General features: G+C 43.8%; 17 protein-coding genes. 9 read left to right on the forward strand and 8 right to left on the reverse strand.

All coding sequences use genetic code 11. The features are described 5' to 3' along the window. Nucleotide 1 precedes the first annotated feature (1 nt). Nucleotides 2-1,477 (reverse strand): DUF5687 family protein, encoded by a 1,476-nt coding sequence (locus BLS59_RS11505; RefSeq protein WP_091149314.1) that lies wholly within the window; start codon nucleotides 1,475-1,477, stop codon nucleotides 2-4. 131 nt (nucleotides 1,478-1,608) lie between these two features. Continuing rightward, nucleotides 1,609-2,889 (reverse strand): replication-associated recombination protein A, encoded by a 1,281-nt coding sequence (locus tag BLS59_RS11510; protein ID WP_091149316.1) that lies wholly within the window; start codon nucleotides 2,887-2,889, stop codon nucleotides 1,609-1,611. A gap of 175 nt (nucleotides 2,890-3,064) precedes the next feature. Between BLS59_RS11510 and BLS59_RS11515 the strand changes: the two genes are divergently transcribed. Beyond that, nucleotides 3,065-3,712, forward strand: coding sequence for a DNA-3-methyladenine glycosylase family protein (locus BLS59_RS11515; RefSeq protein ID WP_091149319.1), 648 nt, complete (start codon nucleotides 3,065-3,067; stop codon nucleotides 3,710-3,712). A gap of 104 nt (nucleotides 3,713-3,816) precedes the next feature. Here the strand turns inward: BLS59_RS11515 and cphA are convergent, their stop codons facing one another. Next, nucleotides 3,817-6,444, reverse strand: a complete 2,628-nt coding sequence (gene cphA, locus BLS59_RS11520) for a cyanophycin synthetase (RefSeq protein WP_091149321.1) — start codon at nucleotides 6,442-6,444, stop codon at nucleotides 3,817-3,819. Between the two features lie 278 nt (nucleotides 6,445-6,722). Between cphA and BLS59_RS11525 the strand changes: the two genes are divergently transcribed. The 4 genes from BLS59_RS11525 (at nucleotide 6,723) to BLS59_RS11540 (ending at nucleotide 12,178) form a co-directional block, all read left to right on the forward strand. Further along, complete coding sequence (locus BLS59_RS11525; protein WP_091149324.1) at nucleotides 6,723-7,643, forward strand: cyanophycinase; 921 nt, start codon at nucleotides 6,723-6,725, stop codon at nucleotides 7,641-7,643. Between the two features lie 264 nt (nucleotides 7,644-7,907). Next, on the forward strand, nucleotides 7,908-8,750 hold the full coding sequence (locus BLS59_RS11530) for an isoaspartyl peptidase/L-asparaginase (RefSeq protein WP_091149327.1): 843 nt from the start codon (nucleotides 7,908-7,910) through the stop codon (nucleotides 8,748-8,750). A gap of 155 nt (nucleotides 8,751-8,905) precedes the next feature. Continuing rightward, the gene (locus BLS59_RS11535) at nucleotides 8,906-9,547 is read left to right on the forward strand and encodes a tetratricopeptide repeat protein (protein WP_091149329.1); all 642 of its coding nucleotides are present in this window, start codon (nucleotides 8,906-8,908) and stop codon (nucleotides 9,545-9,547) included. A 474-nt stretch (nucleotides 9,548-10,021) separates the two neighbouring features. Beyond that, nucleotides 10,022-12,178, forward strand: coding sequence for a carboxy terminal-processing peptidase (locus BLS59_RS11540; RefSeq protein ID WP_091149588.1), 2,157 nt, complete (start codon nucleotides 10,022-10,024; stop codon nucleotides 12,176-12,178). Nucleotides 12,179-12,347: 169 nt separating this feature from the next. Here BLS59_RS11540 and BLS59_RS11545 read toward each other — a convergent pair whose 3' ends face one another. Beyond that, nucleotides 12,348-12,881: a hypothetical protein gene (locus BLS59_RS11545; protein ID WP_091149331.1), complete on the reverse strand. Its 534-nt coding sequence runs from the start codon at nucleotides 12,879-12,881 to the stop codon at nucleotides 12,348-12,350. Nucleotides 12,882-13,365: 484 nt separating this feature from the next. On the opposite strand from BLS59_RS11545, the gene BLS59_RS11550 reads away from it, so the two are divergent. Continuing rightward, a complete protein-coding gene (locus BLS59_RS11550) occupies nucleotides 13,366-13,767 on the forward strand; it encodes a hypothetical protein (RefSeq protein ID WP_091149334.1) in 402 nt (133 codons plus the stop codon). Between the two features lie 974 nt (nucleotides 13,768-14,741). Here the strand turns inward: BLS59_RS11550 and BLS59_RS11555 are convergent. Next, nucleotides 14,742-17,639: a DEAD/DEAH box helicase gene (locus tag BLS59_RS11555; protein ID WP_091149337.1), complete on the reverse strand. Its 2,898-nt coding sequence runs from the start codon at nucleotides 17,637-17,639 to the stop codon at nucleotides 14,742-14,744. 427 nt (nucleotides 17,640-18,066) lie between these two features. Between BLS59_RS11555 and BLS59_RS11565 the strand changes: the two genes are divergently transcribed. The 3 genes from BLS59_RS11565 (at nucleotide 18,067) to BLS59_RS11575 (ending at nucleotide 21,736) form a co-directional block, all read left to right on the forward strand. Further along, nucleotides 18,067-19,515, forward strand: coding sequence for a circularly permuted type 2 ATP-grasp protein (locus BLS59_RS11565; RefSeq protein ID WP_091149343.1), 1,449 nt, complete (start codon nucleotides 18,067-18,069; stop codon nucleotides 19,513-19,515). 190 nt (nucleotides 19,516-19,705) lie between these two features. Next, nucleotides 19,706-20,641, forward strand: coding sequence for an alpha-E domain-containing protein (locus BLS59_RS11570; protein ID WP_091149345.1), 936 nt, complete (start codon nucleotides 19,706-19,708; stop codon nucleotides 20,639-20,641). A gap of 126 nt (nucleotides 20,642-20,767) precedes the next feature. Continuing rightward, nucleotides 20,768-21,736, forward strand: coding sequence for a transglutaminase family protein (locus tag BLS59_RS11575; protein ID WP_091149348.1), 969 nt, complete (start codon nucleotides 20,768-20,770; stop codon nucleotides 21,734-21,736). A gap of 175 nt (nucleotides 21,737-21,911) precedes the next feature. Here the strand turns inward: BLS59_RS11575 and BLS59_RS11580 are convergent, their stop codons facing one another. From BLS59_RS11580 to BLS59_RS11590, 3 genes are all read right to left on the reverse strand, one after another. Then, nucleotides 21,912-22,400 carry a TlpA family protein disulfide reductase gene (locus tag BLS59_RS11580; RefSeq protein ID WP_091149351.1) on the reverse strand — a complete coding sequence of 163 codons (489 nt, stop codon included), beginning with the start codon at nucleotides 22,398-22,400 and terminating at the stop codon, nucleotides 21,912-21,914. A gap of 42 nt (nucleotides 22,401-22,442) precedes the next feature. After that, nucleotides 22,443-23,462, reverse strand: a complete 1,020-nt coding sequence (locus tag BLS59_RS11585; protein ID WP_091149354.1) for a Gfo/Idh/MocA family oxidoreductase — start codon at nucleotides 23,460-23,462, stop codon at nucleotides 22,443-22,445. 185 nt (nucleotides 23,463-23,647) lie between these two features. Then, nucleotides 23,648-24,253, reverse strand: a complete 606-nt coding sequence (locus BLS59_RS11590) for a DUF4142 domain-containing protein (protein WP_091149356.1) — start codon at nucleotides 24,251-24,253, stop codon at nucleotides 23,648-23,650. Between the last annotated feature and the right edge of the window lie 209 nt (nucleotides 24,254-24,462).

Raw genomic sequence — 24,462 nt, forward strand, 5'->3', positions numbered from 1 at the left:
ATTATTTATTTCTGAAGCCCTCGGCTATTTTATATCTTTTTGTTTTGTAATCAGCTTCCAGCTGTTTAATCCAGTAATTGCGGGTTGTTATTGCTATAATGGCAATTACCGCCAGTACAGCCAAGCCAATATTGCTATGTTTAAAAAACGCGAACGGACCATAAAACACGTAGGGAAGAAGAAAAAGCGGGAAGCTCAGCAGCAGCTGTGTAGCACCAACACCTTCCCAGTTCATGGCTGCGCCTTTACTCAAATCGATACGTTTATAGTTGCGATTGGCAAAGAATAGTACGATGGTGGCCGTTACGCCAATGTTCCACAAGTACATTACAAAGTGAATGACCAGCACATTCCACCCAAAATAAACATAAGGTGTAGTAAGCAAAAACGCAACGGTGGAAACTATGGTAAACAGCAGGTACTTGCCTTTTAAAAAATCGGCAAAATCTATTTTACCAACCAGCAAACCATCAAAGTGCGATGCCTGCCAGCTAAACATAAACTGCCCATAGTTTATAATGAAAATACCCGTCATAAACAGACCTACAAACACCTTAAAACCATCGCCATAAGCGGCATTGGTATAAAATATCAACCCGTAAAACATAAAGAACAAGCCCATGATAAGCGCTGAGCGCGAGCGCTTGTTCCGCAATATCAGTTTAATTTCATTAGCCGTTAAATCGCCAACCTTGCCAAAGCGCGATAGGTAAGGAATATCTGTACTACTTTTGTATGATTTTATTTTGTGCGCGGTAAGCTGCTCCAGGTATAAATTATTCTTGAGGTACAAAAAGTTAAAATAGTACATGACAACCCCAAGCAGCAGGGGCAGTAAGGCCAGCGCAGGCACAGTTATCAGGTGACCAAAAAACAGGTACGAGATATTTTGGATAGAGAACAGGTGCCACTTAAAATCGCAGGTGGTAACCAGTACAAGTACGGCCGCCGCTATCAGGAATATCCAGCCGTTCATGTTGGATTTTCTTTTGATATACAGTGCCAGATAGTTATTAAATATGCTGAGCCCAATAATGGCAACACAAAAGGCCAGCGCCACGGGCATGCCTAAATCATGGGCAACAATTTTAAACACAAAGGGGAAAAACAGCACAAAGGGCCAAAGATTAAATACCGACAGCACCCCGCTTAAAGCCAGGTAACGCACAATTGAATTTCTTTTTACCGGCAAATGCAGATATGGCTGCACCCTAAGCGTTGATAGTTCCTGCAATTGAAGGCGAAAAAGCAAATCGAACAGAAAATAAATGAGGATGATGCCGCAAAATGACTTGATCAGTTCTTCGTTAGGGAAAACACTTTCCAGGATCTTGTTTAAAAACAGCCCAACAAACAGCACATTCAAAAACAGGTAAAGTATTAAAACACCCATTACCACGCGTATGGCAATGCTTTTGCCGGTGTTTCTTGATCGCCAGAAAGCTTTTAACTCATGACTTATAAAGGTAGATATCATGTATGATGAGGATATGTTTGGGTTGAAGATAGTAAAGAGATGTGAGATATTAGATGTGAGATTTTAGATAAAGGAGCAAAGATGTTTTTTTCCTGATTCTCATATCTCACATCTAATATCTCACATCTCTCTTAATACTTATACCTATCGCCCCAGAGTTTTTTTAATTTCTCTTTTGATTCATTTTCTTTGGCATTGTTACCGGGTTGGTAAATTTTAGTTCCGCGGATGGCATCGGGCAAAAAGTCGAGTTCGGCAAAGTTGCCCTCAAAGCTGTGGGCATACTTATAATCCTTTCCGTAGCCTACGTTTTTCATGAATTTGGTTGGCGCGTTGCGCAAATGCAGCGGCACGGGCAAATCGCCGGTTTGGCGTACCAGCGCCATTGCCGCGCCAATAGCCGTGGTGGCCGAATTACTTTTGGCCGATGTTGCCAAATAAATTGCCGTTTGCGACAAGATCAATTGCGATTCGGGCATGCCTATTTTATTTACCGCCTCAAAACAGCTTTGGGCCAGCAGCAATGCATTGGGATTGGCGTTGCCAATATCCTCCGATGCCAGGATGAGCATGCGGCGGGCAATAAACAGCGGATCTTCTCCGCCAACTATCATCCGGGCAAGCCAGTAAACCGCGCCGTTAGGGTCGCTGCCCCGCATAGATTTTATGAAGGCCGAAATAATATCATAATGCTGCTCGCCGGTTTTATCATACAGGGCCATGTTTTGCTGTACATGTTCCAGTACCACCTCGTCGGTCAAAACTATCTCGGGCGAATCAAAGGCGTTCACCAGCAGCTCGAATATATTAAGCAGCTTACGGGCATCGCCGCCGCTAAGGCGCATAATGGCCTCATGATCTTTTATGATGATGTTCTTTTCTTTCAGCACCTCATCTTCCTTCATGGCCTTTTCCAGCAGGTTCAGGAGGTCTTCCTCGGCCAATGGCTGCAAAATATATACCTGGCACCGCGACAGCAAGGCGGAGATCACCTCGAACGATGGATTTTCTGTAGTGGCGCCAATAAGCGTAACAATACCGCGCTCCACCGCTCCTAACAACGAATCCTGCTGCGATTTGGAAAAACGGTGAATTTCATCAATAAACAATATGGGTAAGATTTCGCCCTGCTCTTTTAGCAACGATGCTTTTTCAATAACCTCCCGCACATCCTTCACCCCCGAATTTATAGCACTCAGCGCGAAGAAGGGCCTGTACAACGATTGCGAAATGATATAGGCCAGCGTAGTTTTACCCACCCCCGGCGGCCCCCAAAACAACATGGACGGCAGCGCGCCCGATTCAATTGCCTTGCGTAAAACCGCACCCGGCCCCACAAGGTGTTTTTGCCCCACATAATCATCAAGTGATTTGGGGCGCATCCGTTCGGCTAAAGGGGGCAAGTTGATCATAATGGTAAAATTCAGAAAAGTAAATGCTAAATCCTAAAAAAATTAGTAAATTAATCGCCATTAATATTACACCCGTCATTGCGAGGCGCGAAGCAATCTCAAACTATTAAGGTCGACTTTGCTAATCGGGGATTGCTTCGTGCCTCGCAATGACCCGCTTTTGAATAACAACCCAATGCTCAAACAGTTTAACCACACCAACTACCATAGTATTTGCGATAAGCTCGCTGCCGATGATCCCGACCTTGCTGGTATCATCAGCGCGCATGGGTATCCGCCGTTATGGTCGCGGCCAAATACGTTTGAAACATTGGTGCATATTATTCTGGAACAGCAGGTTTCGCTGGCTTCGGCGTTATCAGCGTTAAATAAAATGCGCGAGCGGGTGCAGGAAATTACCCCGGCAAGAGTGCTGCTGCTTACCGACGAAGAATTTAAAGCCTGCTATTTTAGTCGGCAGAAAACCACGTATACCAAATACCTGGCCGAAGCTATCCTTAGCGGACAAATAAACCTTGCTGAACTGGAACAATTACCTGATGATGTGATCCGCACGAAACTTACCGCCCTCAAAGGCATAGGCAACTGGACGGCCGATGTATACCTGATGTTTGTGTTGCAACATGCCGATATTTTCCCCATTGGCGACCTTGCCGCCGTAAATGCCCTGAAACGGGTAAAAGGTTTATCCAAAGAGGCTTCCCGTGAGGATGTGATGGCCGTAGCTGAACGCTGGGCGCCATATAAAACTATTGCGAGTATGCTGTTGTGGCATTATTATTTGGCCTCACCTAAATCCTCTCCAAAGGAGAGGACTTTATAAAAGCACATCAAAGACTTACGAAGTTTTAAAAACTTCGTAAGTCTGACATAATTTAATCTTTAACACTAATCAGAACCCTCTCCTTTGGAGAGGGCAGGGTGAGGCTACACGTTAAACAACCCGTTGCGTTCCTGCTCCTGATAGTTTTGTACAGTTTCTATGGCGTTATCAACCACGTCGCTTAGGGCGGTAATGAAGGTGCCCGGTTTGGCGAGGCTCATGGCGTGTTTAATGGCGTCAATTTCTTTTGGTACAACTTCCAGTTGTTTGTTGGTATCAACAGAATAGATCCCTTCTTTTAACAGGCTTAAAATATTATCGGCAGTACGCCCGCGCAGGTGTTTTTCCTGGCGAAGGATGATGTAATCAAACATTTCTGCCGCTATTTTGCCCAGCTCGCGGATGTCCTCATCGCGCCTGTCGCCGGTGCCGGCTATGATACCAATCTTAAACGGCGAATCGATATGTTTCAGGAACTCGCGAATCCCGTTAAAGCCATCGGGGTTGTGCGCAAAATCAATCATGAACCTAAAATCCTTAAACTCAAAGATGTTCATCCTACCCGGCGTTTGTGCTGCCGAAGGAATAAAGGTTTCCAATGACATTTTTATATCCTCGGTTTTAAAACCGTATAAGAAAGTAGCCAGGGTTGCGGCCAGCACATTCTCAATCATAAATGGTACGGTACCACCAAACGTAAGCGGAATAAGGATGGTACGCTGCACGCGGATCTTCCAATCGCCTTTTTGTATGGTGATAAAACCATTTTCGCAAATGGCAGCTATCCCACCCTTGCGGCAGTGCGATTTAATGATGGGATTATTCTCGTTACGACTAAAGTAAGCTATGTTACAATCGGCTTTGTTACCAATGCGTACACAATGTTCGTTATCGGCATTTAAAACGCCCCAGCCATCTTTTTTAACAGCATTTAGCACCACACTTTTTACACGGGCCAGATCATCAAGGTTATGAATATCTGATAAGCCGAGGTGATCTTCCTGAATATTGGTAACTACGCCTATATCGCAAAAACCAAAGCCCAGGCCCGAACGCAGGATGCCGCCGCGGGCCGTTTCCAGCACCGCAAAATCAACCGTAGGGTCCCTTAAAATAAATTCGGAGCTTACCGGGCCGGTTGTATCGCCCTTTAGCATCATGGTATTCTGTACGTAAATCCCGTCAGACGTGGTGAAGCCCACCCTGTGGCCGTTGTTTTTTACAATGTGCGCTATTAAACGGGTGGTGGTGGTTTTACCGTTGGTACCCGTAACCGCAATAATTGGTATGCGCGACGGGCTGCCCGCCGGATAAAGCATATCTAATACATGCCCGGCTACGTTGCGGGGCAAGCCTTCGCTTGGTGCAATGTGCATCCTGAAACCCGGTGCGGCGTTAACCTCTAAAACTACACCGCCGTTTTCGGTAAGCGGTTCGTGCAGGTTCTCGGCCATGATATCAATACCGCAAATATCCAGACCAATTATCTTGGAGATACGTTCGCAAATGAAAATATTTTGCGGGTGCACATGGTCGGTAACATCAACAGAGGTACCGCCGGTGCTAAGGTTAGCGGTCGATTTTACAAATACTTTTTCATCCTTAGCGGGTACAGTATCAAGAGTATAGCCCCTTTTTTCCAGCAAATCCAAAGTATCGCGGTCGATGCCGATAAGGGTAAGCACGTTTTCGTGACCGTAGCCGCGGCGCGGGTCAAGGTTTTCTTTGTCGATAAGCTGCTGTATGGTTGATATACCATCGCCCTTAACATGGGCCGGATCGCGCAGGGCGGCGGCTACCATTTTATTATCTATCACCAGCACGCGAAAATCGTACCCGGTAACAAAGCGCTCCACAATTACCCGGCGCGAAATTTTGGCGGCATGCTCATAGGCTGCAATAGCTTCTTCTTCGGTTTTTATGTTGATGGAAATCCCCCTGCCGTGGTTACCATCCAATGGTTTAAATACCAGCGGGAAACCTACCTTGCGGATAGCTTCGCCCACACCCTCAAGGGATGATATGGTAATGCCTTTGGCCACCGGGATGGCCTGCTCCTGCAGCATACGCTTGGTTTCGTCTTTATTGCTGGCAATATCAACGGCTATGCTGCTGGTTTTCTCGGTCATGGTGGCGCGGAAACGTACTTGATTTTTACCGTAACCCAACTGCACCAATGATTGATTATTAAGCCTTATCCAGGGAATATCCCTTGCAATGGCTTCTTCTACTATTGATCCTGTACTTGGGCCAAGGCGGGTATTTTCACGAATTTCGCGCATTTCCTGTATGTCGGCATCCAGGTTATAATCCTCGCCAATGATCAGGGCTTCGGCAATGCGTACAGCCGCTTCGGCGGCAAAAACGCCCACCTTTTCTTCTAAGTAAGCAAAAACCACATTATATACACCCTTGGTTTTGGTTTCGCGGGTACGACCAAAGCCGGTATCCATACCGGCAAGGGTTTGAATTTCGAGTGCTATATGTTCAATAACGTGCCCCATCCAGGTGCCGGCAACTACGCGCTGAAAAAAACCGCCCGGTACACCCGGCGAACAGCGGTGGGCGTATAACGATGGCATCAATTGTTCTAACCGTTCATAAAAGCCGTCAATTTCGTTGGTGGGCTTGTGCTCCAGCTCTTGCAGGTCAAGCCGCATTTGTATTAATTTTTTGCGGCGGATGCTCCAGATATTTGGGCCCCGCAACACTTGTATATTCTCGATCTTCATACTTGGCTTTACAAATTTTTTAAACGGCTTAATTTCCTTTAAAACTATAAAACTTAATAGTCTAAATAAAATATTTAAGCCCTAAAGGCATTATTTGTTTACAACAGTCTGCGTTTGTGATGCTTTTTTTCTTAATTTGTAATGTGGTGTTGGTTGATTGGGTTAGATTAGGTTGATTTAGTGGACAGTTTACCACTTTAGTTAGTAATAAAATTGATTTTAACGCGATCAACCTTATCTAACCCAATCAGCCCGGTCAAACTAAAAACAATAAGAGCATGAGTGTCCCGAAAGGAAAACTGATTATTATAGGCGGCGCAGTTGATATGGGCAGTAATGTTACCATTCAGGAGCATATAATGCAGCCCGATCATATTAAATTTTTTGAACAGGGCATTTTAAAGCGCATCATCACCGAATCTGCCAAACACGAAGGCTCGCTTATTGAAGTGATAACCACCGCCTCGCAAATTCCCGAGCTGGTAGGCGACGAGTACATCAAAGCATTCGGGCAGCTGAATGTTACCAATGTAAATGTACTGCACATAAAAACCCGCGACGATGCAGCCAACAAGGAATACCTGGATCGTGTACGCAAAGCAGATATTGTAATGTTTAGCGGCGGCGACCAGCTACGCTTAACGGCAATTTTTGGCGGAACTGAATTTTTGCAGATCCTTAAACAACGTTATAACAACGAAAACTTTGTAATAGCCGGCACATCGGCAGGGGCAGCGGCGGCATCAACCCACATGATCTATCGCGGGCAAAGCAACGAGGCCCTTATAAAAGGCGAAGTGCAGATAACTGCCGGCCTTGGTTTTGTTGACGGTGTAATAATTGATACCCACTTTGTACAACGCGGCCGAATTGGACGTTTAATGTATGCAGTGGCCACCAACCCCGGCATATTGGGCATTGGCCTGGGCGAGGATACCGGCCTGCTGATAACCGAAGGCAACTGCATGGAAGCCATTGGCTCGGGGTTAATTATTTTGGTTGATGGCAGGAATATTGTGGCAACTAATATATATGATGTTGAGCTGGGGTCGCCGGTATCCATCGAAAACCTGAAGGTGCACGTAATGTCGATATTTGATAAATATGATTTAGCGCAGCATAAGCTTATCATCAAAAAAACAGCTAAGGTTGAAGAAGGTGTTTTTATAACCGCACCGGATAGTAATTTATTGCAGTAATAGCCTAACCCTTTATTTTGTCCATTTACCTTTGTTAGAAGTTACAAGCGACGGGAATGTGCGATTCCTTCCCCGGGGAAGGAGGAGGAAGGGGTTTAGCAAACAGGCAAATTCCCTGAAGAAACTCCTACCTGGCATAACACAAACCAACGCGCCCCTCCCGTGGGGAGGGAATTAAAAACAAAGGCATCAAAAAGAATATTAATCCTTTATCATTTGTCTTTTATCATAGCAGATGAACAAAGGCTATTAAATCATTTCAAAATGAAGATCATTATACACGGCGGTTTTTTCAGCGAATCGCAAACCAACCACGAAATAAAGCAGGCCAAGCAACAGGCTTTGGCAGATATTGTGCAGGCCGGTCATAAATACCTGCAAACCCATACTGCTGCCCAAACGGTGGTGTACACGGTTTGCCTGCTGGAAAACTGCGATCTGTTTAATGCCGGTACCGGTTCGCAAATTCAAAGCGACGGTAAAATTCGCCTCAGTGCTGCATTAATGGATGGTAAAACCCAAAAATTCTCGGGCGTTATCAATATCGAGGATGTAAAAAACCCCATTTGCATTGCCGAAAAGCTGATGGTTTATGACGACAGGGTTTTGAGCGGCAAGGGCGCCAATGATTTTGCCACCAATAATGGCATTGCCTACTACAATCCCGAAACACCGCAGCGCCGCCATGAATATGAAAAAAAACTAAGCGATTCTATACGGCTGGGCACTGTTGGCTGCGTAGCGCTTGATGTTTACGGCGATATTGCGGCGGCCACCTCTACCGGCGGCAAAGGCTTCGAAATTCCGGGCCGGGTGAGCGACTCGGCAACTACGGCCGGCAATTATGCCAATGCCCATGCGGGCGTTTCCTGTACCGGCGTTGGCGAGGATATTGTAAGCGGCTCTGTAGCTACCAAAATTGTTACCCGCGTTACCGATGGGATGCCTATATCCGCAGCCACCGATAAAACACTTGATGAAATGAAACCTTATGATGGCTTTGCCGGCATAATAGGTATATCAGCCGATGGTCATATTTACCATGCAGATACCCACCCATACATGGTTTGGGCCCTGCACGATGGAAATATGGAGGTTTTTGAATAAAATGAATGCAACATTATTGCAGGGTTTGCGTTAAATTGAGCTTAATATAACAATAATATGGTAAAATATTTACCCTGCTGAGGGTATTGTTTAACTGTAATATAAAGTTATATTTGTTTACTGATTAATTTATTAAACCCAGACAACAGATTTAAATGAGATACTTTTTACTTCTTATCTTCTGTTCCGTAAGTATTTCTGCATCCGCGCAATGGTATAAAAACCCCATTGAGGCTGTAAAATACGCCTTTAAAAAGCATACGCGCTACCCCATGATTGCCAATGTGCAGGATAACTCTGTAAAGAAACTGGCACTGGTAAAGCTCCCGAATGATAAGATCACCAAAGCTGTTATTGACGTTAACCCGTATGCCCTTTTCCTGATGGAAGCATCGGTAATTAAAACGGCCCAGCATAATATGCGTTTCCGGATTTACAATGCCGCCAGCTATAACTTCAGTGATCTGGCGCAGATGTACCTCAAACAAAACCGGCTGTCTGAAGCCAAGTGGTACCTGCTGCAAAGCCTGCAGATCTCGCGCCAGCAAAACGACGACAGGCACACCGTTACCAATCTTATGGGACTGGCCACCGTTAAAGCCGGTTATGGCGATTATATACAGGCCAACCAGGACCTTGCCGAAGCCCGTACCCTGGCTGCATCCCGCGGTTTAAACAGCGATGTAACAGCCATTGAAAAACAAATACGGTTTTTACAGGACAATAAACTGAATCCCAAAGCCGAAATACGCTACGCCGAAACTGCCGACGCCGGACCAAAACCCGCCAATAAATAATTTTTTTTGTAGAAGATTTACCTACCTCGCTATTAAAGTACAAGTGTTGGGAAGACTAAATTTTAATAAAAAGGTTGTCATTTCGACGAGCCTGCATGGAAATTGCGTGTGAGCGGCAAGGAGAAATCTTCTACGAAAGGCTAAGTTCAATTGCATATCGTAGAAGATTTCTCCTCGTACCTCGTTCGAAATGACAACGCTTTTTATCTTCCCAACACTTGTAGTTATTAATTAAAGGGGTGAACCAACTTTTATTTTATTTCGTATAATACTATGTGATTGTCACTTTTTTTGTAACAATAGCGTAAAATGCAACACCTTGTATACTACAAGTAAAACATTATCGTATAATTGTTATTGTTAATTAAGAGGCAGCAATTACCACTGTCTCTTTTTTATTTTACATTAGCAATTTAATTACAGGCACAAGTATTGATGTTTTACACAAATCCCGATTTAACTACAGTAAAAGATATGTTTAAGAAAGTATATTTATTATTGGTGCTTGGCGCTGCTCTCGCGTGCAAGGCATCGCCATCAAAACCAATTAAGGTACCAGGTTCAAGAGATTTACAGCCCGATGAGCAGCAGGTAGCCGTTTGTAAGCAAATTGCAGGCCTTATCACCAATTTCAATTATAAAAAGGTAGCACTTAACGATTCCATATCCGAGATAATTTACAACCGATACATTAAAACGCTGGATGAAAACCGCAGCTACTTTTTAGCGTCTGACATTAAGGATTTTGACAAATACAAAGATGTGCTTGACGATGATGTAAAGGTGGGTAACCTTAACAATGTGTTTTACATTTTTAACGTTTTACAAAAAAGATATATCGAGCGTATAAATTATTCGCTGGCGCAGATCAACAATAACTTCGATTTCACCAAGAACGAATCATTTGTGTACGAGCGTGAAAAACTACCCTATCTTGCTACACAGGCCGACATGGATGCCATGTGGACACAGCGTGTAAAATATGATCTGCTGAACCTTAAACTGGCATCGGCAGATATGACAAAGAATAAGGAAACACTTAAAAAACGTTACGAAAACCTGTTGTCGCAAGCCAATAAACTATCCAACCAGGATGTTTTCCAACAGTTTATGGATTCCTTTACCGAGGCTATAGATCCGCATACCAATTACTTTAACCCATCAAACGCGGCCCAATTCAATATCGAAATGTCGCGCCAGTTAGAAGGTATCGGCGCTTCGCTGCTTGTGGTAAATGAATATGTGACTATCAAATCAGTTGTACCGGGCGGCCCTGCCGATAAAAGCAAACAGGTAAACGTGGACGATAGGATTGTTGCTGTTGCCCAGGGTAAAACCGGCGAGTTCCAGAACATTGTTGGCTGGAGGGTTGACAATGCCATCGCCTTGATTCGCGGCACCAAAGGCACCGTGGTTAGGCTGGAACTATTGGCAGCCAATGCAAGTGCCGGCAGTAAACCAAGAACAATTGAACTGGTGCGCGAAAAAATCATTTTAAAAGATCAATCCGCACAAAAAGAGATCCGCACTTATAACAGTAACGGCAAAACGGTTAAAATAGGTGTAATTTCTATCCCTGCGTTTTATATCGATTTTAATGATTACAAAGCCGGTAACCCCAACTATAAAAGCACTACACATGATGTAAAGCTGCTGTTAGATACCCTTAAACAACAAAATGTTGATGGTATAGTTATCGATCTGCGTGAAAACGGCGGTGGTTCGTTAATGGAAGCCATTGAACTTACCGGCTTGTTTATAAAAACCGGACCAGTAGTACAGGTTAGGGACACTAAAGACCAGGTAGATGTAAGCCGGGATGATGATCCTTCAATTGCATACTCGGGCCCAATGGCGGTATTGGTTGATCGTTTCAGCGCATCAGCATCAGAAATATTCTCGGGCGCTATACAGGATTATGGTCGCGGTCTTATTGTAGGTACGCAAACCTATGGCAAAGGATCGGTACAAAACGCTATAGACCTTGACCGCATCATGGGTACGCCGATAAAAGATAAATTAACCCAGTTAGCCGGCAGGGTTGCAGGTACCCAAAAAGTAAAATCAGGCGCGGTATCAACCGGCAGTCAAAGCACTTATGGTCAGCTTAATTTAACCATTGCCAAGTTTTACCGCATCAGTGGTAACTCTACCCAGCATAAAGGTGTAACGCCTGATATCAACTTCCCATCATTAATTCCATTGGATAAATATGGCGAAGATACCGAGCCGTCGGCCATGCCTTTTGACAGCATCGCTAAATCTGATTACACCAAAGCCGGCGACTTTACAACCGTATTGCCGCAGCTTAAAAAATTACACGATCAGCGCATGGCATCAAGCGCCAGCTACAAATACATGCTGGAAGATATTGCCGACTATAAGAAACACGATGCTGACACCAGCGTAAGCTTAAACGAGGCCGACATGAAAAAACAACGCGATGAAGATGAGGCAAAAGCCTTTAAGCATAACAACGAGCGCCGCGTAGCCTTAGGTTTACCAGCACTTAAAAAAGGCGATAAAAAACCAAAGAACGAAGATCTTGACTTTGTAAAACGCGAAGCCGGCCAGATCATTACAGACTATATTAGCCTGGAGCCAAAACTTACCAGCATATCAACGCAATAAGCCTCAGCCGTAAATAATTTAAAAAGCCCCATCTGAAAACAGATGGGGCTTTTCGTATAGTTGTTGTCATTGCGAGGCACGAAGCAATCTCATTTGCAAAGCTCGTCACCTGTCCTGTGAGATTGCTTCGTATCTCGCAACAATGACGGTGTGGAGAATTCCTTTAACCTCACCAGAAGTATACAGCACACATAGTAAGCCCAAGCCACGATCCTATATAAATCATACAAATTGCAAAATCGATGAAGGTCACCTTTTTGTTTTCAATTAAATCGGGGCCGCCCCCTTTCGCCGGTGCAACAAATTCCCGGCGCTGTATTTTACGGCTGGCGTATCTTAATAATTGAAATAGTAAAAGCAGTGGTATAGTATTAACTAATCCTGCCGAAGGATTTCCACGGTACATTTGTAATTCAAGGTCGCCTTTGTAAATAAAATAAAGGATCAAATGCCCAATACCAAACCCAAACCAAATTAGATATGATCTAAAATTTCTTAGTGACACATACATGAAAAAATACAAAAACATTTGTGGCAACCCACCATACATTATGATGGTAATCTGTTTAGTATCACCGCTACCTAAGTAGCAGGTAACAATAACACCAAGTGTAGCCAAAGCATAAATTACAGCAACAGTAAATTCCCAGGGTTTAAGGTCTTCGTAATAAATAAATGGTTTTTTAATTTTAACTTTTCGCATTTAGTGGTAGGTCCGTCAACAAAACTATCAATTCAAAATGATAGTTTTCAGAATAGTTGGGGGATACAAGTATGATGACCACACGTATAATCATATTGAGCTGTACTTATCTAAGAATAAATCCCGCCGCCGCCCGGCCTCTCTCCGCCGCTCGGCTCCAGCCGAGTGGTATTACAAGGCCTCCGGCCTGTTACGATGCACTGCGGCGAAGACGCCGCGTAATAGCCATCACCCGGCAAGAGCCGAGCGATAGCGAATGATTAGCCCCCCCAACTCCGCCGCCCGGCTCCAGCCGGGTGGCAAATATTACAAGGCCTCCGGCTTGCTACTATTAAATGGTTTTAGTCGATAAATTTCAGGGAATAATGCGTTATATATTGTAAATAATACACTATGGTTTAAATTATTAACTGAAAAAATAAATTTAACAGAAAGCTAAATATTACTACCTTTAATTTCAACCAATTTAAAACCAATAAAAACCATGAAAAAAACCGCTATTTTACTAATTCTTCTATCTTCTGCTTTTGTTAGCCTTAACAGTTTTAAAAGTGTGGCTGTTACCGACAAAAAAGTTAATTCCGCCTTCACACAGACAATTAAAACCGCAAATTTTGGCTACACAGTAGGACCAAACTATCAGGGTGTTATAACCCTAAAGTATGGACCAACGGGTGTTTACACATCTGTAACAGCAGTACTAACCGGCGTAGCCAACATGCAAATGACACTTGTAAGCCATAGCCCCGGTACATTTGACAATGTTGACCAATGGAAAGGTGATTATGTAGCCGCCGACGGTACAGAATATATAGTTACTTTTTCTGTAACAGGGGGTAATGGCAACTGGCAAATAAGCAACGTTAGCCCTTCAACTATAGTATAGTAGCATAACGATTCTTAAATAATTGATAAAAAGCCCCATCTGAAACAGATGGGGCTTTTTGGTGGGGATACTTTTTCCTTATCATACCTCAAATGGCCCGCCACCCCTTGTCGAAGGATCGCGCGCAGAGGCATTTACCCGCTATACTTCGACTGGCTTAGCATGACAGCCTCTCCCCGTCGCTCGGCTCCTGCTCATAAGTGTTCGGAAGAATTGAAACAATTGCAACCTGTGCCCTGGAGGGGCTACCTATTTGTAGCAAATCATGTTAAAAAATTTTGCGCCGTAGGTGCTACCCAAAATTAACAGGCCATCACATTCAAGGGTAGCCTCGATGAGGCAATAAATAATTACGCTTGAATCGCTACAAATAGGTAGCTCCTGACGGAGCAGCTAATCTTCCGAACACCTGTGGGCTACTGCCGAGTTGGCAACGGCTATTATACTGCGGCGAGGATGCCGTGTAATAGGCATCACCTGGCAAGAGCCCACAAGTGTTGGGAAGATAAAAAGCGTTGTCATTTCGAACGAGGTACGAGGAGAAACTACCTCTTGAGCGATAGCGAAAAATCTTCTACGATATGCAATTGGACTTAGCCTTTCGTAGAAGATTTCTCCTTGTCGCTCACACGCAATTCCCATGCAGGCTCGTCGAAATGACAACCTTTTTGTTAAAATTTATTCTTCCCAACACCTCTCGGCAAAAGCCGAGCGATAGCGAATGATTAAAAATGATTAATGAAGCTGAAAGCAGCGACCATGCTAAGTCACGGGCTGCAAGCCCGCGCCAGTTATAACTAAACTCGCGCCAGCAAATGGGCTAAAAACCGCGTCAGTAAATGAAATATATGCCAGAAAGTCTGTCATCCTGAGCGTAGCGAAGGATCTATTATACGTCATGCACAGTTGGATAAGCAAATTTAATAGCAGATCCTTCGCTACGCTCAGGATGACAAATCAGATTTTCCTAAACCCTACCCCAAAATCTCCTTAATATCATCGGCCGAAAGCGACTTGATGAAACTTTCTTCGGTGGTGATGAGGGCGCGGCTTAGGCTTAGTTTGCGCTGCTGCAGGGCCAGGATCTTTTCCTCAACCGAATCTTTGGTGATGAATTTATAGATGAACACGTTTTTGGTTTGGCCAATGCGGTGCGTACGGTCAATGGCTTGCTGCTCCACGGCGGGATTCCACCAGGGGTCAAGGATGAAAACATAGTCGGCCTCGGTAAGGTTAAGGCCTACACCACCCGCTTTTATAGATATCAGGAATACCCTTGTTTTTGTATCTTCCTGAAACTTTTTCACTACATCGCCGCGGTTTTGGGTACTGCCATCCAGATACACATAAGGCACACCTTCACGATCGAAATGTTCGCGGTAAATAGTAAGCTGTTTTACAAATTGCGAGAAGATCAGCACTTTATGGCCGCCATCAAGCACGTTGGCCAAGGTGTGCACCACGTTTTCGAATTTGCCGCTATCGCCCTCATAATCCTTGTCGATCATGATGGGGTGATTGGCAATCTGCCGCAGCTTAATTAAGCCCTGTAATACCTGGATCTGGGTTTTAGCAAAGGTGCCGTCTTCCAAACTTTTCAGTAGTTCGTTACGGTATTCTGATTTTACTTTTTCATATACCGATGCCTGTTCCTCGCTCATTTGGCAATAGAAAAGGTTCTCTGTTTTCGGCGGCAGCTCGGTAGCTACCTGCTCTTTGGTACGGCGCAGTACAAAGGGCTTTATGAGGGCCTGCAATTTACGGGCCTTGTCCTCATCCTTTTTCTTTTCAATAGGTGTTACAAACTCGTTCTGGAAAAACTGCTGACTGCCCAGTAAACCCGGGTTAATGAAACTCATCTGCGTCCAAAGGTCGTTAACCGAGTTTTCTACCGGGGTACCGCTCAATATAAGTTTAAAGCGCGATTTAAGCTGTTTAACCGCCATGAATGATTTGGACGACGGGTTTTTAATATTCTGACTTTCATCAAGGATCACATAATCAAAAAAGAAACCCTTAAACATTTCAATATCTATCCGGCTGATGCCGTAGGTAGTAATTACCACATCGTAATTGGCAAAAACATCTGCCGAGCGGTAGCGGAGCGTACCGGTATGCACCATCAGCCTAAGCTGCGGAGTAAATTTTTTAGCCTCGTTAAGCCAGTTGTAAATAAGCGAGGTAGGCATAATTACCAGCGACACGCTTTTGCCGCCTTCGGTCTCGGTAAACTCCTTGTGTTTTTGCAGCAGGGCCAGGGTTTGTATGGTTTTACCCAAACCCATATCATCGGCCAGGCAGCCGCCAAAATGGTAGCTCTTTAAAAAGTGGAACCAGTTGTAGCCCGCCTTTTGGTAGGGCCGCAAATTACCGGCAAAGTTCACAGGCATATCCACCTCTTCCAGCTCCTCAAAATTGGTGAGCTTTTGCAACTTGCGGGTCATGGTTACATCGGCCATTTCGCCATCGGCAAGATCATTAACCAGGCCTATGTGGTGCCGCCGCAGCTTCAGGTCATTACCACCCTCGCTAAAGTGCAGCAGGTTGCCGTATTGCGAAAACCATTTTTCGGGAATTACCGCAATCTCGCCGCTGGGCAGCAAAAATTCTTTTTTATGGTTGAGGATGTGGTTTTTAAGCTGAATAAAGGGAATCCGGTACGGCCCGAACCATACAATGGCATGAATATCAAACCAATCGTTATTTTCCTTTACCTCCAGGTCAATTTTGCTGTTGCCAAAAACATAGCGCTTTTGCCCTTCGGGTTGTTCCAGCTCAAAACCAAGCTCAATAAGCTGGTCGTGGTGCTGGTTAAGCCATTCAAAAACCGAGAAGGAATGATCGGCATCCTCATCATGGTGATTATCTACCTCCAGATTCTGGAACAGGGTTGATACCGTTTTAAGGCCCATTTGCTCCAGCAGTTGCATTTTATTTTTTTCCCAGGTAGTTGATCTTTTTATGCGATGGAACAGGTATTCGTCGCCATTTTTCTCCATCCTTACAGATACATGCCTGCCATCGCCGTAAGGGAAAATATAGCCCGCATATTTAAAATACAGCTGCAACTGCGATGTGCCGCCCTCTACATAAATAGGTTTCAGCAGGGCCTGGGCATCATACTTTTCGGTATTGATAGTAAAACCCTCGGCGTATACGTTATGCTTTTCAATAAGCGGGGCAACAAATTTTTCAAAGTACGATTGCTCGGATGATCGCGGAATGGCAATGTATCGCTTGTTTAAAAAAGGTATCAGCTTTTTACCCTCAATCTCTTTATCAAAATAATACAGCGTATCGTCAAGCAGCATCCAGGCCGGATGGTTGCAAATAACCTCGGCATTTTTAAACATGAATTCAATGCGCATCCCCTGGTACTTAATGGTAGGGAAATACCTTATCTCCTCCTCGTTACGCCTGAAATGGAACAGTACCGATGCCGGTTCGGTAGCTATCTGCAGCTTTTTTTCGCCTGGATAGCCCTCCTTGCTCATCTGGTAAACCATTTTGGTACCCAGTAGGTTCAGCGCTTCGGCCATACGCTTTTCCATTTTGGGGCGGATGGTTTCAAACAGTTGCTCGTTAAATATCTTGGCGAAAAACTCAAACGGGCGGATAAGCTTTTTGTGAAACCGTTTGATCACGTTGCCCTGCTCCATTTCCTCCAGTATTTTTATGAGCTTGATATCGGTATCATCAATACAGTGCACAAACTCCTTGGCGGTGTTGCTGAATAAACGCTGGTGGGTTAATGAAAATTCTCCGTTTGGATTAAGCTGAACAATGTGCGGCTCAATTACATAACCGAGGTACTCATGCCGGGCAATGGCATAAATGATTTGGCAGGGTTTGGTACTATCGACTCGCAACATTAATTTCAGATAAAAAATTAATAGAAGCTACATCAACAAAAAATTCAAACCTAATGAGAATTTGCTGCAAATGGAAACGTTTTGCATTTTTTATTGTTGACCTACCAACCCACCGCCAAAAAGCCTCCTCAAAACCGGCTGACGGCGCGTGACAACCTACTGACGACGACTGACGCCCTACTGACGCCCGCTGACGGCTACTGACGAAATAAATTATCAACTTCAATAAGCCATGAAAAAACCGATATAAATCTTTACAATTGACGTTTTTAATTATATATTGACAACCAAAATCGTTAAAAAACAACAAATACATTAAAATAATTGCAAAAAATTTAAAATAATTTGCGTTTTTATCAAAAACACTTTATAAATTACATTTTTAAAAAATAACTGATTAATAAAATTCAAATCGCACTAATTTTCTATGGAGGAATCAGCTTATTTTGACAAATACGACCCCATTAGCGGTGTTTGGGACGAAATGTATGGCGCAGATAACAATGTTCGTGAGCATTATCGCAAGGTAATTGAATATATTTCAAAAGAATCGGCGGATGACCTTAATAAAAAGGAAGAGCTGGCCAAAAGCCTTTTCATGAGCCAGGGCATCACCTTTACGGTGTACAATAGCGGCGAAGGGATAGAAAAAATATTCCCCTTTGATATCATCCCGCGCATCATCACAGCCAGCGAGTGGGCCTTTGTGGAAAAGGGTATAAAACAGCGACTTACAGCGCTAAACCTGTTCCTGAAAGACATTTATCATAACCAATTCATTGTAAAAGATGGCATAGTACCTATTGATATCATCTATTCGTGTCCCCATTTTCTGCGCGAAATGTACCAGTTAAAGGTGCCTTATGATATCTATGTACACATCTCCGGCATCGATCTTATCCGCGATGAGGATGGCACTTTCTATGTGCTGGAAGATAACCTCCGCACCCCTTCCGGCGTAAGCTATATGCTTGAAAACCGGGAGATTACGAAACGCTTATTCCCCGATCTGCTGCCTCAGTGCGGCGTACGCAGCGTAACAGAATACCCTACAATATTGTATAAAAACCTGCTGGCACTATCGCCCAGACAGATCTCAAACCCTACTATAGTACTGCTTAGTCCGGGTATTTTTAACTCGGCTTACTTTGAGCATACCACCCTCGCCCGCCTCATGGGTGTGGAGCTGGTGGAAGGCCGCGACCTGGTGGTAAATAACCACAAAGTATACATGAAAACCACCACCGGCCTGCAACAGGTAGATGTTATCTACCGCCGGGTTGATGATGAATACCTTGATCCACTGGTATTTAACCCATCGAGTATGCTGGGCGTGGCTGGCATTATGGGTGCTTACCGTAAGGGCAATGTTGCCATTGTAAACGCCATTGGCACCGGCGTAGCCGATGATAAAGCGGTTTACGTATACGTGCCCGACATGATAAAATACTACCTTAACGAGGAGCCTATACTTAAAAATGTACCTACCCACCAGCTTGGTAACCGGGATGAGCGCGATTACGTGTTTAAAAACCTCAATAAAATGGTGGTTAAAAAAACCAATGGCAGCGGCGGCTACGGCATGCTGATGGGGCATGCGGCCTCTGAACAGGAAATTGACGACTATAAAAAAGAGATCCTGAAAGATCCGCGCAACTTTATAGCGCAGCCAACAATTAGCCTTTCGGCGGCGCCATGCTATATGCAAAACTCCCTTAAACCCCGCCGCATCGACCTGAGGCCCTACGCTTTATATGGACCAGATGGCATAGAAATAGTACCAGGCGGATTAACCCGTGTGGCCCTTAAAGAAGGTTCATTGGTGGTAAACAGTTCGCAGGGAGGCGGCAGTAAGGATACATGGGTGCTAGCGTAAGCCCCCCGGCCCCCTAAAGGGGGAGGGAAGAAAGATAAAAGACGAAGGACAAAAAGAAAAAGGACCAATAACACCCAACTTCGAATTTTGAATAATGAACACCGAAGTAAAATTTATTTCATTATTCGATGTTGGAAATTCGATATTCAATATTAAAATCATTCCCCCTTCAGGGGGTTAGGGGGCTCATATGTTAAGCAGGGTTGCAGCAAGTTTTTATTGGTTAAGCCGTTACATTGAACGAAGCGATGGTATGTTGCGCATGTTAAAAATTAATTACGCCTCATCGCAGGATACGGTTCAGGAATTTACATGGGAACCCGTGATCAGGATTTTTGCCGGCTTGGATGAGGCTGAGGCTGATAAGCTGGATAATGATAGCCGATCGGTATTAAAATACATGGTTACGGGTAAGAATAATCCCAATTCCATCCTTAACATTATCACATTGGCGCGTGAAAACGCCCGTGGTGTACAGGAACACATCACCAAGGATCTTTGGCAATGCCTTAACGAGTATTACCATACGGTGAAAGATTCGCGCCTGGAACGCTCCCTGCAGCGTGAGGACCCCATTGGCGTACTTGATGTTTTGATAAAACAGGTAATGCTTTATTACGGCACTGTGGAGATCACGATGGAGCGTGGCGAGGGACGAAGCTTTATGAACATAGGTAAATACCTGGAACGCGCGATTCAATCGGTGGACATCCTGGATACTAAATTTAGCTCGATAAGTGATAACCCCGATCTGCTAACCGATACTACTTATTGGAAACACCTGTTGCTTTCTTTAGGCGGCTATGAACTGTACCTTAAAACCTATCGTGAAGGCTTTGAGGCTGAAAACGTGCTGGAGCAGGTGGTTTTAAACAATGACTTTCCGCGGTCGGTTATTTACTCGGTTAATAATATCCAGCGCTATTTCGACAGGTTAAAAAACGATACCAACGTTGACAATTACCGGGAAATGTCGTTCCAGATAGGGCGATTGCAAAGCCGGATCAAATACAGTTCGGTAAGGAGTATAAGAGCCGAAGGGCTGCATGTTTTCCTTTCGCAAATACGAACGGAACTTTATGGAGTAGGTAATTCCCTTAACGAGTACTACTTCGCAAACTCATAATTTCAATTTGAAAATTTGAGGATGATAATATTAACCCAATTTGAAATAAGATGAGTTGAAAACATAGTGAGTTGCAAAAGGCATCTTCAAATTTTCAAATCATCAAATCACTTAATTTAAAACATCGTGCCTGAATTTAAAATACAACATGTAACCAAATACACCTACGAGGGCCTGGTGCGCGATAGTGCTAACCAGATCATCTTATTCCCTATAAAGGATGAGTATCAGGATGTAATAAAACAGGAATTGCATATTACCGGTAATCCTGTTGTTGATACTCATATTGATTATTATGGCAATGAGGTAGGCAGCTTTACTTACAGCGATAAGCACTCGGTAATGCTTATTAACTCACGACTTAGCGTTGTTACCAAACAGCGCCCCTTGCCTGTAAATGATATTTTCCCCGAGCAGCAATGGGAATACCTGAAACAGATTCAATACATGGTGCCTTACATTGATTTTCTGAAACAGGAATATTTTGAAGGCCTGCCCGACCTGCAGGAAATTGTGAACAAGGAGCGACTGATGGACGAAACTCCATTTCAGATAGCCTTGCGTTTTTGTAGTTATGTATATCAGAATTTTGAATACATAAAAGGCGTTACCACAGTTGAAACCACTTTAGATGAGGTTTGGAAGTTAAAAGCAGGTGTTTGCCAGGATTTTGCCCACATTTTAATGGTGATGCTGCGCTTGCTAAAAATACCGGCCCGATATGTAAGCGGCTATATATGCACCCATAGCAGCGCCATGCGCGGCGAAGGTGCCACCCATGCCTGGGCCGAAGCCTATATTCCGGATTACGGCTGGCTGGGTATCGACCCTACAAATAACTGTATAGCCAATGATACTCATGTACGCCTTGCGGTAGGTCGTAATTTTTCTGATTGTTCGCCGGTAAAGGGAGTTTATAAAGGCTCATCGGGCCATAAACTTGAGGTTGCCGTAAACGTTGAAGATGAAAATGGATCGCCTTACGAAGATAAGGCTATTCATGACGCCCCGGTGTTACAAGCCGTAACTGAACTTTCAAAAAACAGCTACCAACGATATATGGAGATAGTTCAGCAGCAACAACAGCAACAATGATGTGCAGGTGTGCAGATTTCAGATGATTGATTTTTATTTTCTTTGATAAGAAAAAATGCTTGGGGTATTTACCTTATCAGTTCAATACCCCAAGCATTTTTTATCTGCACATTTGAAATCTGTAATTTGCACATCTGTAATCTGCACATTTGAAATCTATAATCTGCACATCTGATTACACTTTCTTCAACGCTGTCATCAGATCCGGTATTTTGGGCACCTTTTCAAATGTCTGAGATAACTTGCCGTTCTTGTCGTAAATAGCAATGTATGGGGTATTGTGTACATTGTAATACTTCTGTACAAAATAGGTATAACCTTCTGTTCCAATGGTTATGTTATGGTATTTAGCCAGGTCAAAATCACGCTGAAAAACCTGTATTGCTTTAAGCTGCAACACAAAAGTGATCATCACAATTTGCACATCTTTTAACTTTGGCAATTCCGATTTCATGTCATACATCAGGTGTTGGCAATGACTGCAATCCGGGGCGAAGTAAATCACCATCACTGACTTATGCTTATTAAGATTGGCCGGGGTAACATAAACACTATCAGTAGTTAATATATGATACGGAGGAATGGTGGTTTTACCAACCGGACTTTGCGCCTGGCTACAGCCCGCGGTAATAATTAAACAAAGCAGTAAGTATATTTTTTTCATTGTATTCATATAAACTTTCGTTAAAGCATAGTTACGATATTTTTAACTTTCCAGCAATTCTATCTGCCAGGCAATATGCTCTTCAGTTACAGGGAATAACGCGTTTTCACGCACTGTATGATAAACGGCCTCAAATAAACCGTTATAATTACCTTTATCTGACGGTACCCATTCTACAGTTTTACTATTATCGGCGCCCATCAGCACCAGTTTGCCTTCGCTTCCCGCCGGCTCAATACCAAATTCCGGATCGTCGGGCATCATTCCGGCATCCAGTTGTGCTTCCTGTACATCGGTACGTAATTTCACAAAACTCCCAAGCGTTCCGTGAATAACAAAACCTGGCAGTGCTTCGGCTATAAGCAAACCCGATGTAAGGTAAACATGTAGCTGGTTTGGATAAGTTAAATGAATGTTGAAATAGTCATCAACCTGTGAACCTGGCCTGTGCGTGGCAGTAGTTTTTATGTAGCTCAACGGCCGACCAAAAACACTAATGGCATTGTCTACAAGATGTGCGCCTAAATCATACGTTAGCCCATTACCCGGTGTACCCTTAGTTTCCTTGAATTGCTTTACGCCGATAGGCATCCGGTACCTATCCAACCGAAAATGAACCTCGATCAATTCACCAAGCCGGCCACTTTCAATAACTTCCTTAACAGATATAAAGCCGCTATCGTACCGGCGGTTTTGATAAACCATCACCTTCAGGCCAAGCTTTTTACTCAGATCAAATAAGGCCTTTACCTCGGCAGATGTAACCGCAGCCGGTTTTTCAATTAGTACATGTTTGCCGGCATTAAGGGCCTGTATGGCGTAATCAAAATGGGTATTGTTGGGCGTGTTAACTACAATGAGTTCTATCTCGGCATCGGCCAGTAACTCATCTATGGCGTTATAACTTATTACATCCGGATATTTTTTGACTGCTTTTTTTTCATGGCGCTCAACCACCGCCTTAAAGGTAAATCCCGGATTGGTGGTTAAAAACGGGGCATGGAATACCCTGCCCGACATGCCGTAGGCCATAAGCCCAGTTACTATTGGTTTTGCTGACATAGTGTTTTACGTAGGTAATCTTCCGTCAAACTTGAGAAAAAGATTTTAGTTTGATGAATTAAGCTGCAATTAAATACAATTTAATCTAAAATATCATTTTATATGGGTCAATACAAGCCGCCTTACAAAAAAAAAGGGGGGAGATAAATTATCTCCCCCCTTCAGTCGCGTTAAATAAACGCTGATTATTTCATGCCTTTTTTGATAGCTTCAATTTCGGCCAGGTGCCCTTTTATGGTAGGTAATGTTTTTTCGGCAAAAGCTTTTAAATCAGCGTCCTTGCCGTTTTTAACAAAATCTTCAAACATTGAGATCGTTTTTTTATGTCCGTCGACCATTGCATCAACATAGGCTTTATCAAAGTCGCTTGCTGATTTAGCAGCTAAATCGGCTTTCATCTTTTGATGGTCGGTATCTGGTTCAGTTGGCAGGGTGATGTTTTTCTTTTTAGCTATTTCCATCAGCTCAGCATTTGCTTTTCCATGATCTGTAACCATCATTGCTGCAAATTCTTTCACTTTGGCATTAATGGCTTTTTGTGAAGCCAGTTCGCCTACTGCTACTTCGGCCATTCCGCCATTGGCAGCCGAGGTCGCAAATTTAGCGTCGTCTTTATCAACTGCAATACCGGTTACGCCAGTGGTTGTAGTATCTTTTACTTTGTTCACACTGTCGGCTGTGTCCTTAACTGCACCTGTACTGTCGGTACTGCCGCTTTTGCCGCCGCCTTTACAGGCCTGGAACGATAAGGCAGCAATTGCCATCATCGCTATTAAACTTAATTTTTTCATGGTGATGTTTTATATTGTTTTTATAGTTAACAATTTTTACACAAATAGGTTTTATTTTCTTATTTGTAAAGCCTCACCCCTGCCCTCTCCAAAGGAGAGGGAGTAAGAAGCTAAGTTTAAAAATGCAGCTTTAAACTATTCAAATCAAAAGTCCTCTCCTTTGGAGAGGATTATTACATGAGGGCTTCGCCGTTTAGGTGAGGCTAACC

This window comes from Mucilaginibacter pineti (assembly GCF_900101875.1).
Lineage (GTDB): Bacteria > Bacteroidota > Bacteroidia > Sphingobacteriales > Sphingobacteriaceae > Mucilaginibacter > Mucilaginibacter pineti.

Coding starts and splice junctions, on each gene's coding strand:
- BLS59_RS11505 (WP_091149314.1), bottom strand. CDS start 1,477: ATGATATCTACCTTTATAAGTCATGAGTTAAAAGCTTTCTGGCGATCA.
- BLS59_RS11510 (WP_091149316.1), bottom strand. CDS start 2,889: ATGATCAACTTGCCCCCTTTAGCCGAACGGATGCGCCCCAAATCACTT.
- BLS59_RS11515 (WP_091149319.1), top strand. CDS start 3,065: ATGCTCAAACAGTTTAACCACACCAACTACCATAGTATTTGCGATAAG.
- cphA (WP_091149321.1), bottom strand. CDS start 6,444: ATGAAGATCGAGAATATACAAGTGTTGCGGGGCCCAAATATCTGGAGC.
- BLS59_RS11525 (WP_091149324.1), top strand. CDS start 6,723: ATGAGTGTCCCGAAAGGAAAACTGATTATTATAGGCGGCGCAGTTGAT.
- BLS59_RS11530 (WP_091149327.1), top strand. CDS start 7,908: ATGAAGATCATTATACACGGCGGTTTTTTCAGCGAATCGCAAACCAAC.
- BLS59_RS11535 (WP_091149329.1), top strand. CDS start 8,906: ATGAGATACTTTTTACTTCTTATCTTCTGTTCCGTAAGTATTTCTGCA.
- BLS59_RS11540 (WP_091149588.1), top strand. CDS start 10,022: ATGTTTAAGAAAGTATATTTATTATTGGTGCTTGGCGCTGCTCTCGCG.
- BLS59_RS11545 (WP_091149331.1), bottom strand. CDS start 12,881: ATGCGAAAAGTTAAAATTAAAAAACCATTTATTTATTACGAAGACCTT.
- BLS59_RS11550 (WP_091149334.1), top strand. CDS start 13,366: ATGAAAAAAACCGCTATTTTACTAATTCTTCTATCTTCTGCTTTTGTT.
- BLS59_RS11555 (WP_091149337.1), bottom strand. CDS start 17,639: ATGTTGCGAGTCGATAGTACCAAACCCTGCCAAATCATTTATGCCATT.
- BLS59_RS11565 (WP_091149343.1), top strand. CDS start 18,067: ATGGAGGAATCAGCTTATTTTGACAAATACGACCCCATTAGCGGTGTT.
- BLS59_RS11570 (WP_091149345.1), top strand. CDS start 19,706: ATGTTAAGCAGGGTTGCAGCAAGTTTTTATTGGTTAAGCCGTTACATT.
- BLS59_RS11580 (WP_091149351.1), bottom strand. CDS start 22,400: ATGAAAAAAATATACTTACTGCTTTGTTTAATTATTACCGCGGGCTGT.
- BLS59_RS11585 (WP_091149354.1), bottom strand. CDS start 23,462: ATGTCAGCAAAACCAATAGTAACTGGGCTTATGGCCTACGGCATGTCG.
- BLS59_RS11590 (WP_091149356.1), bottom strand. CDS start 24,253: ATGAAAAAATTAAGTTTAATAGCGATGATGGCAATTGCTGCCTTATCG.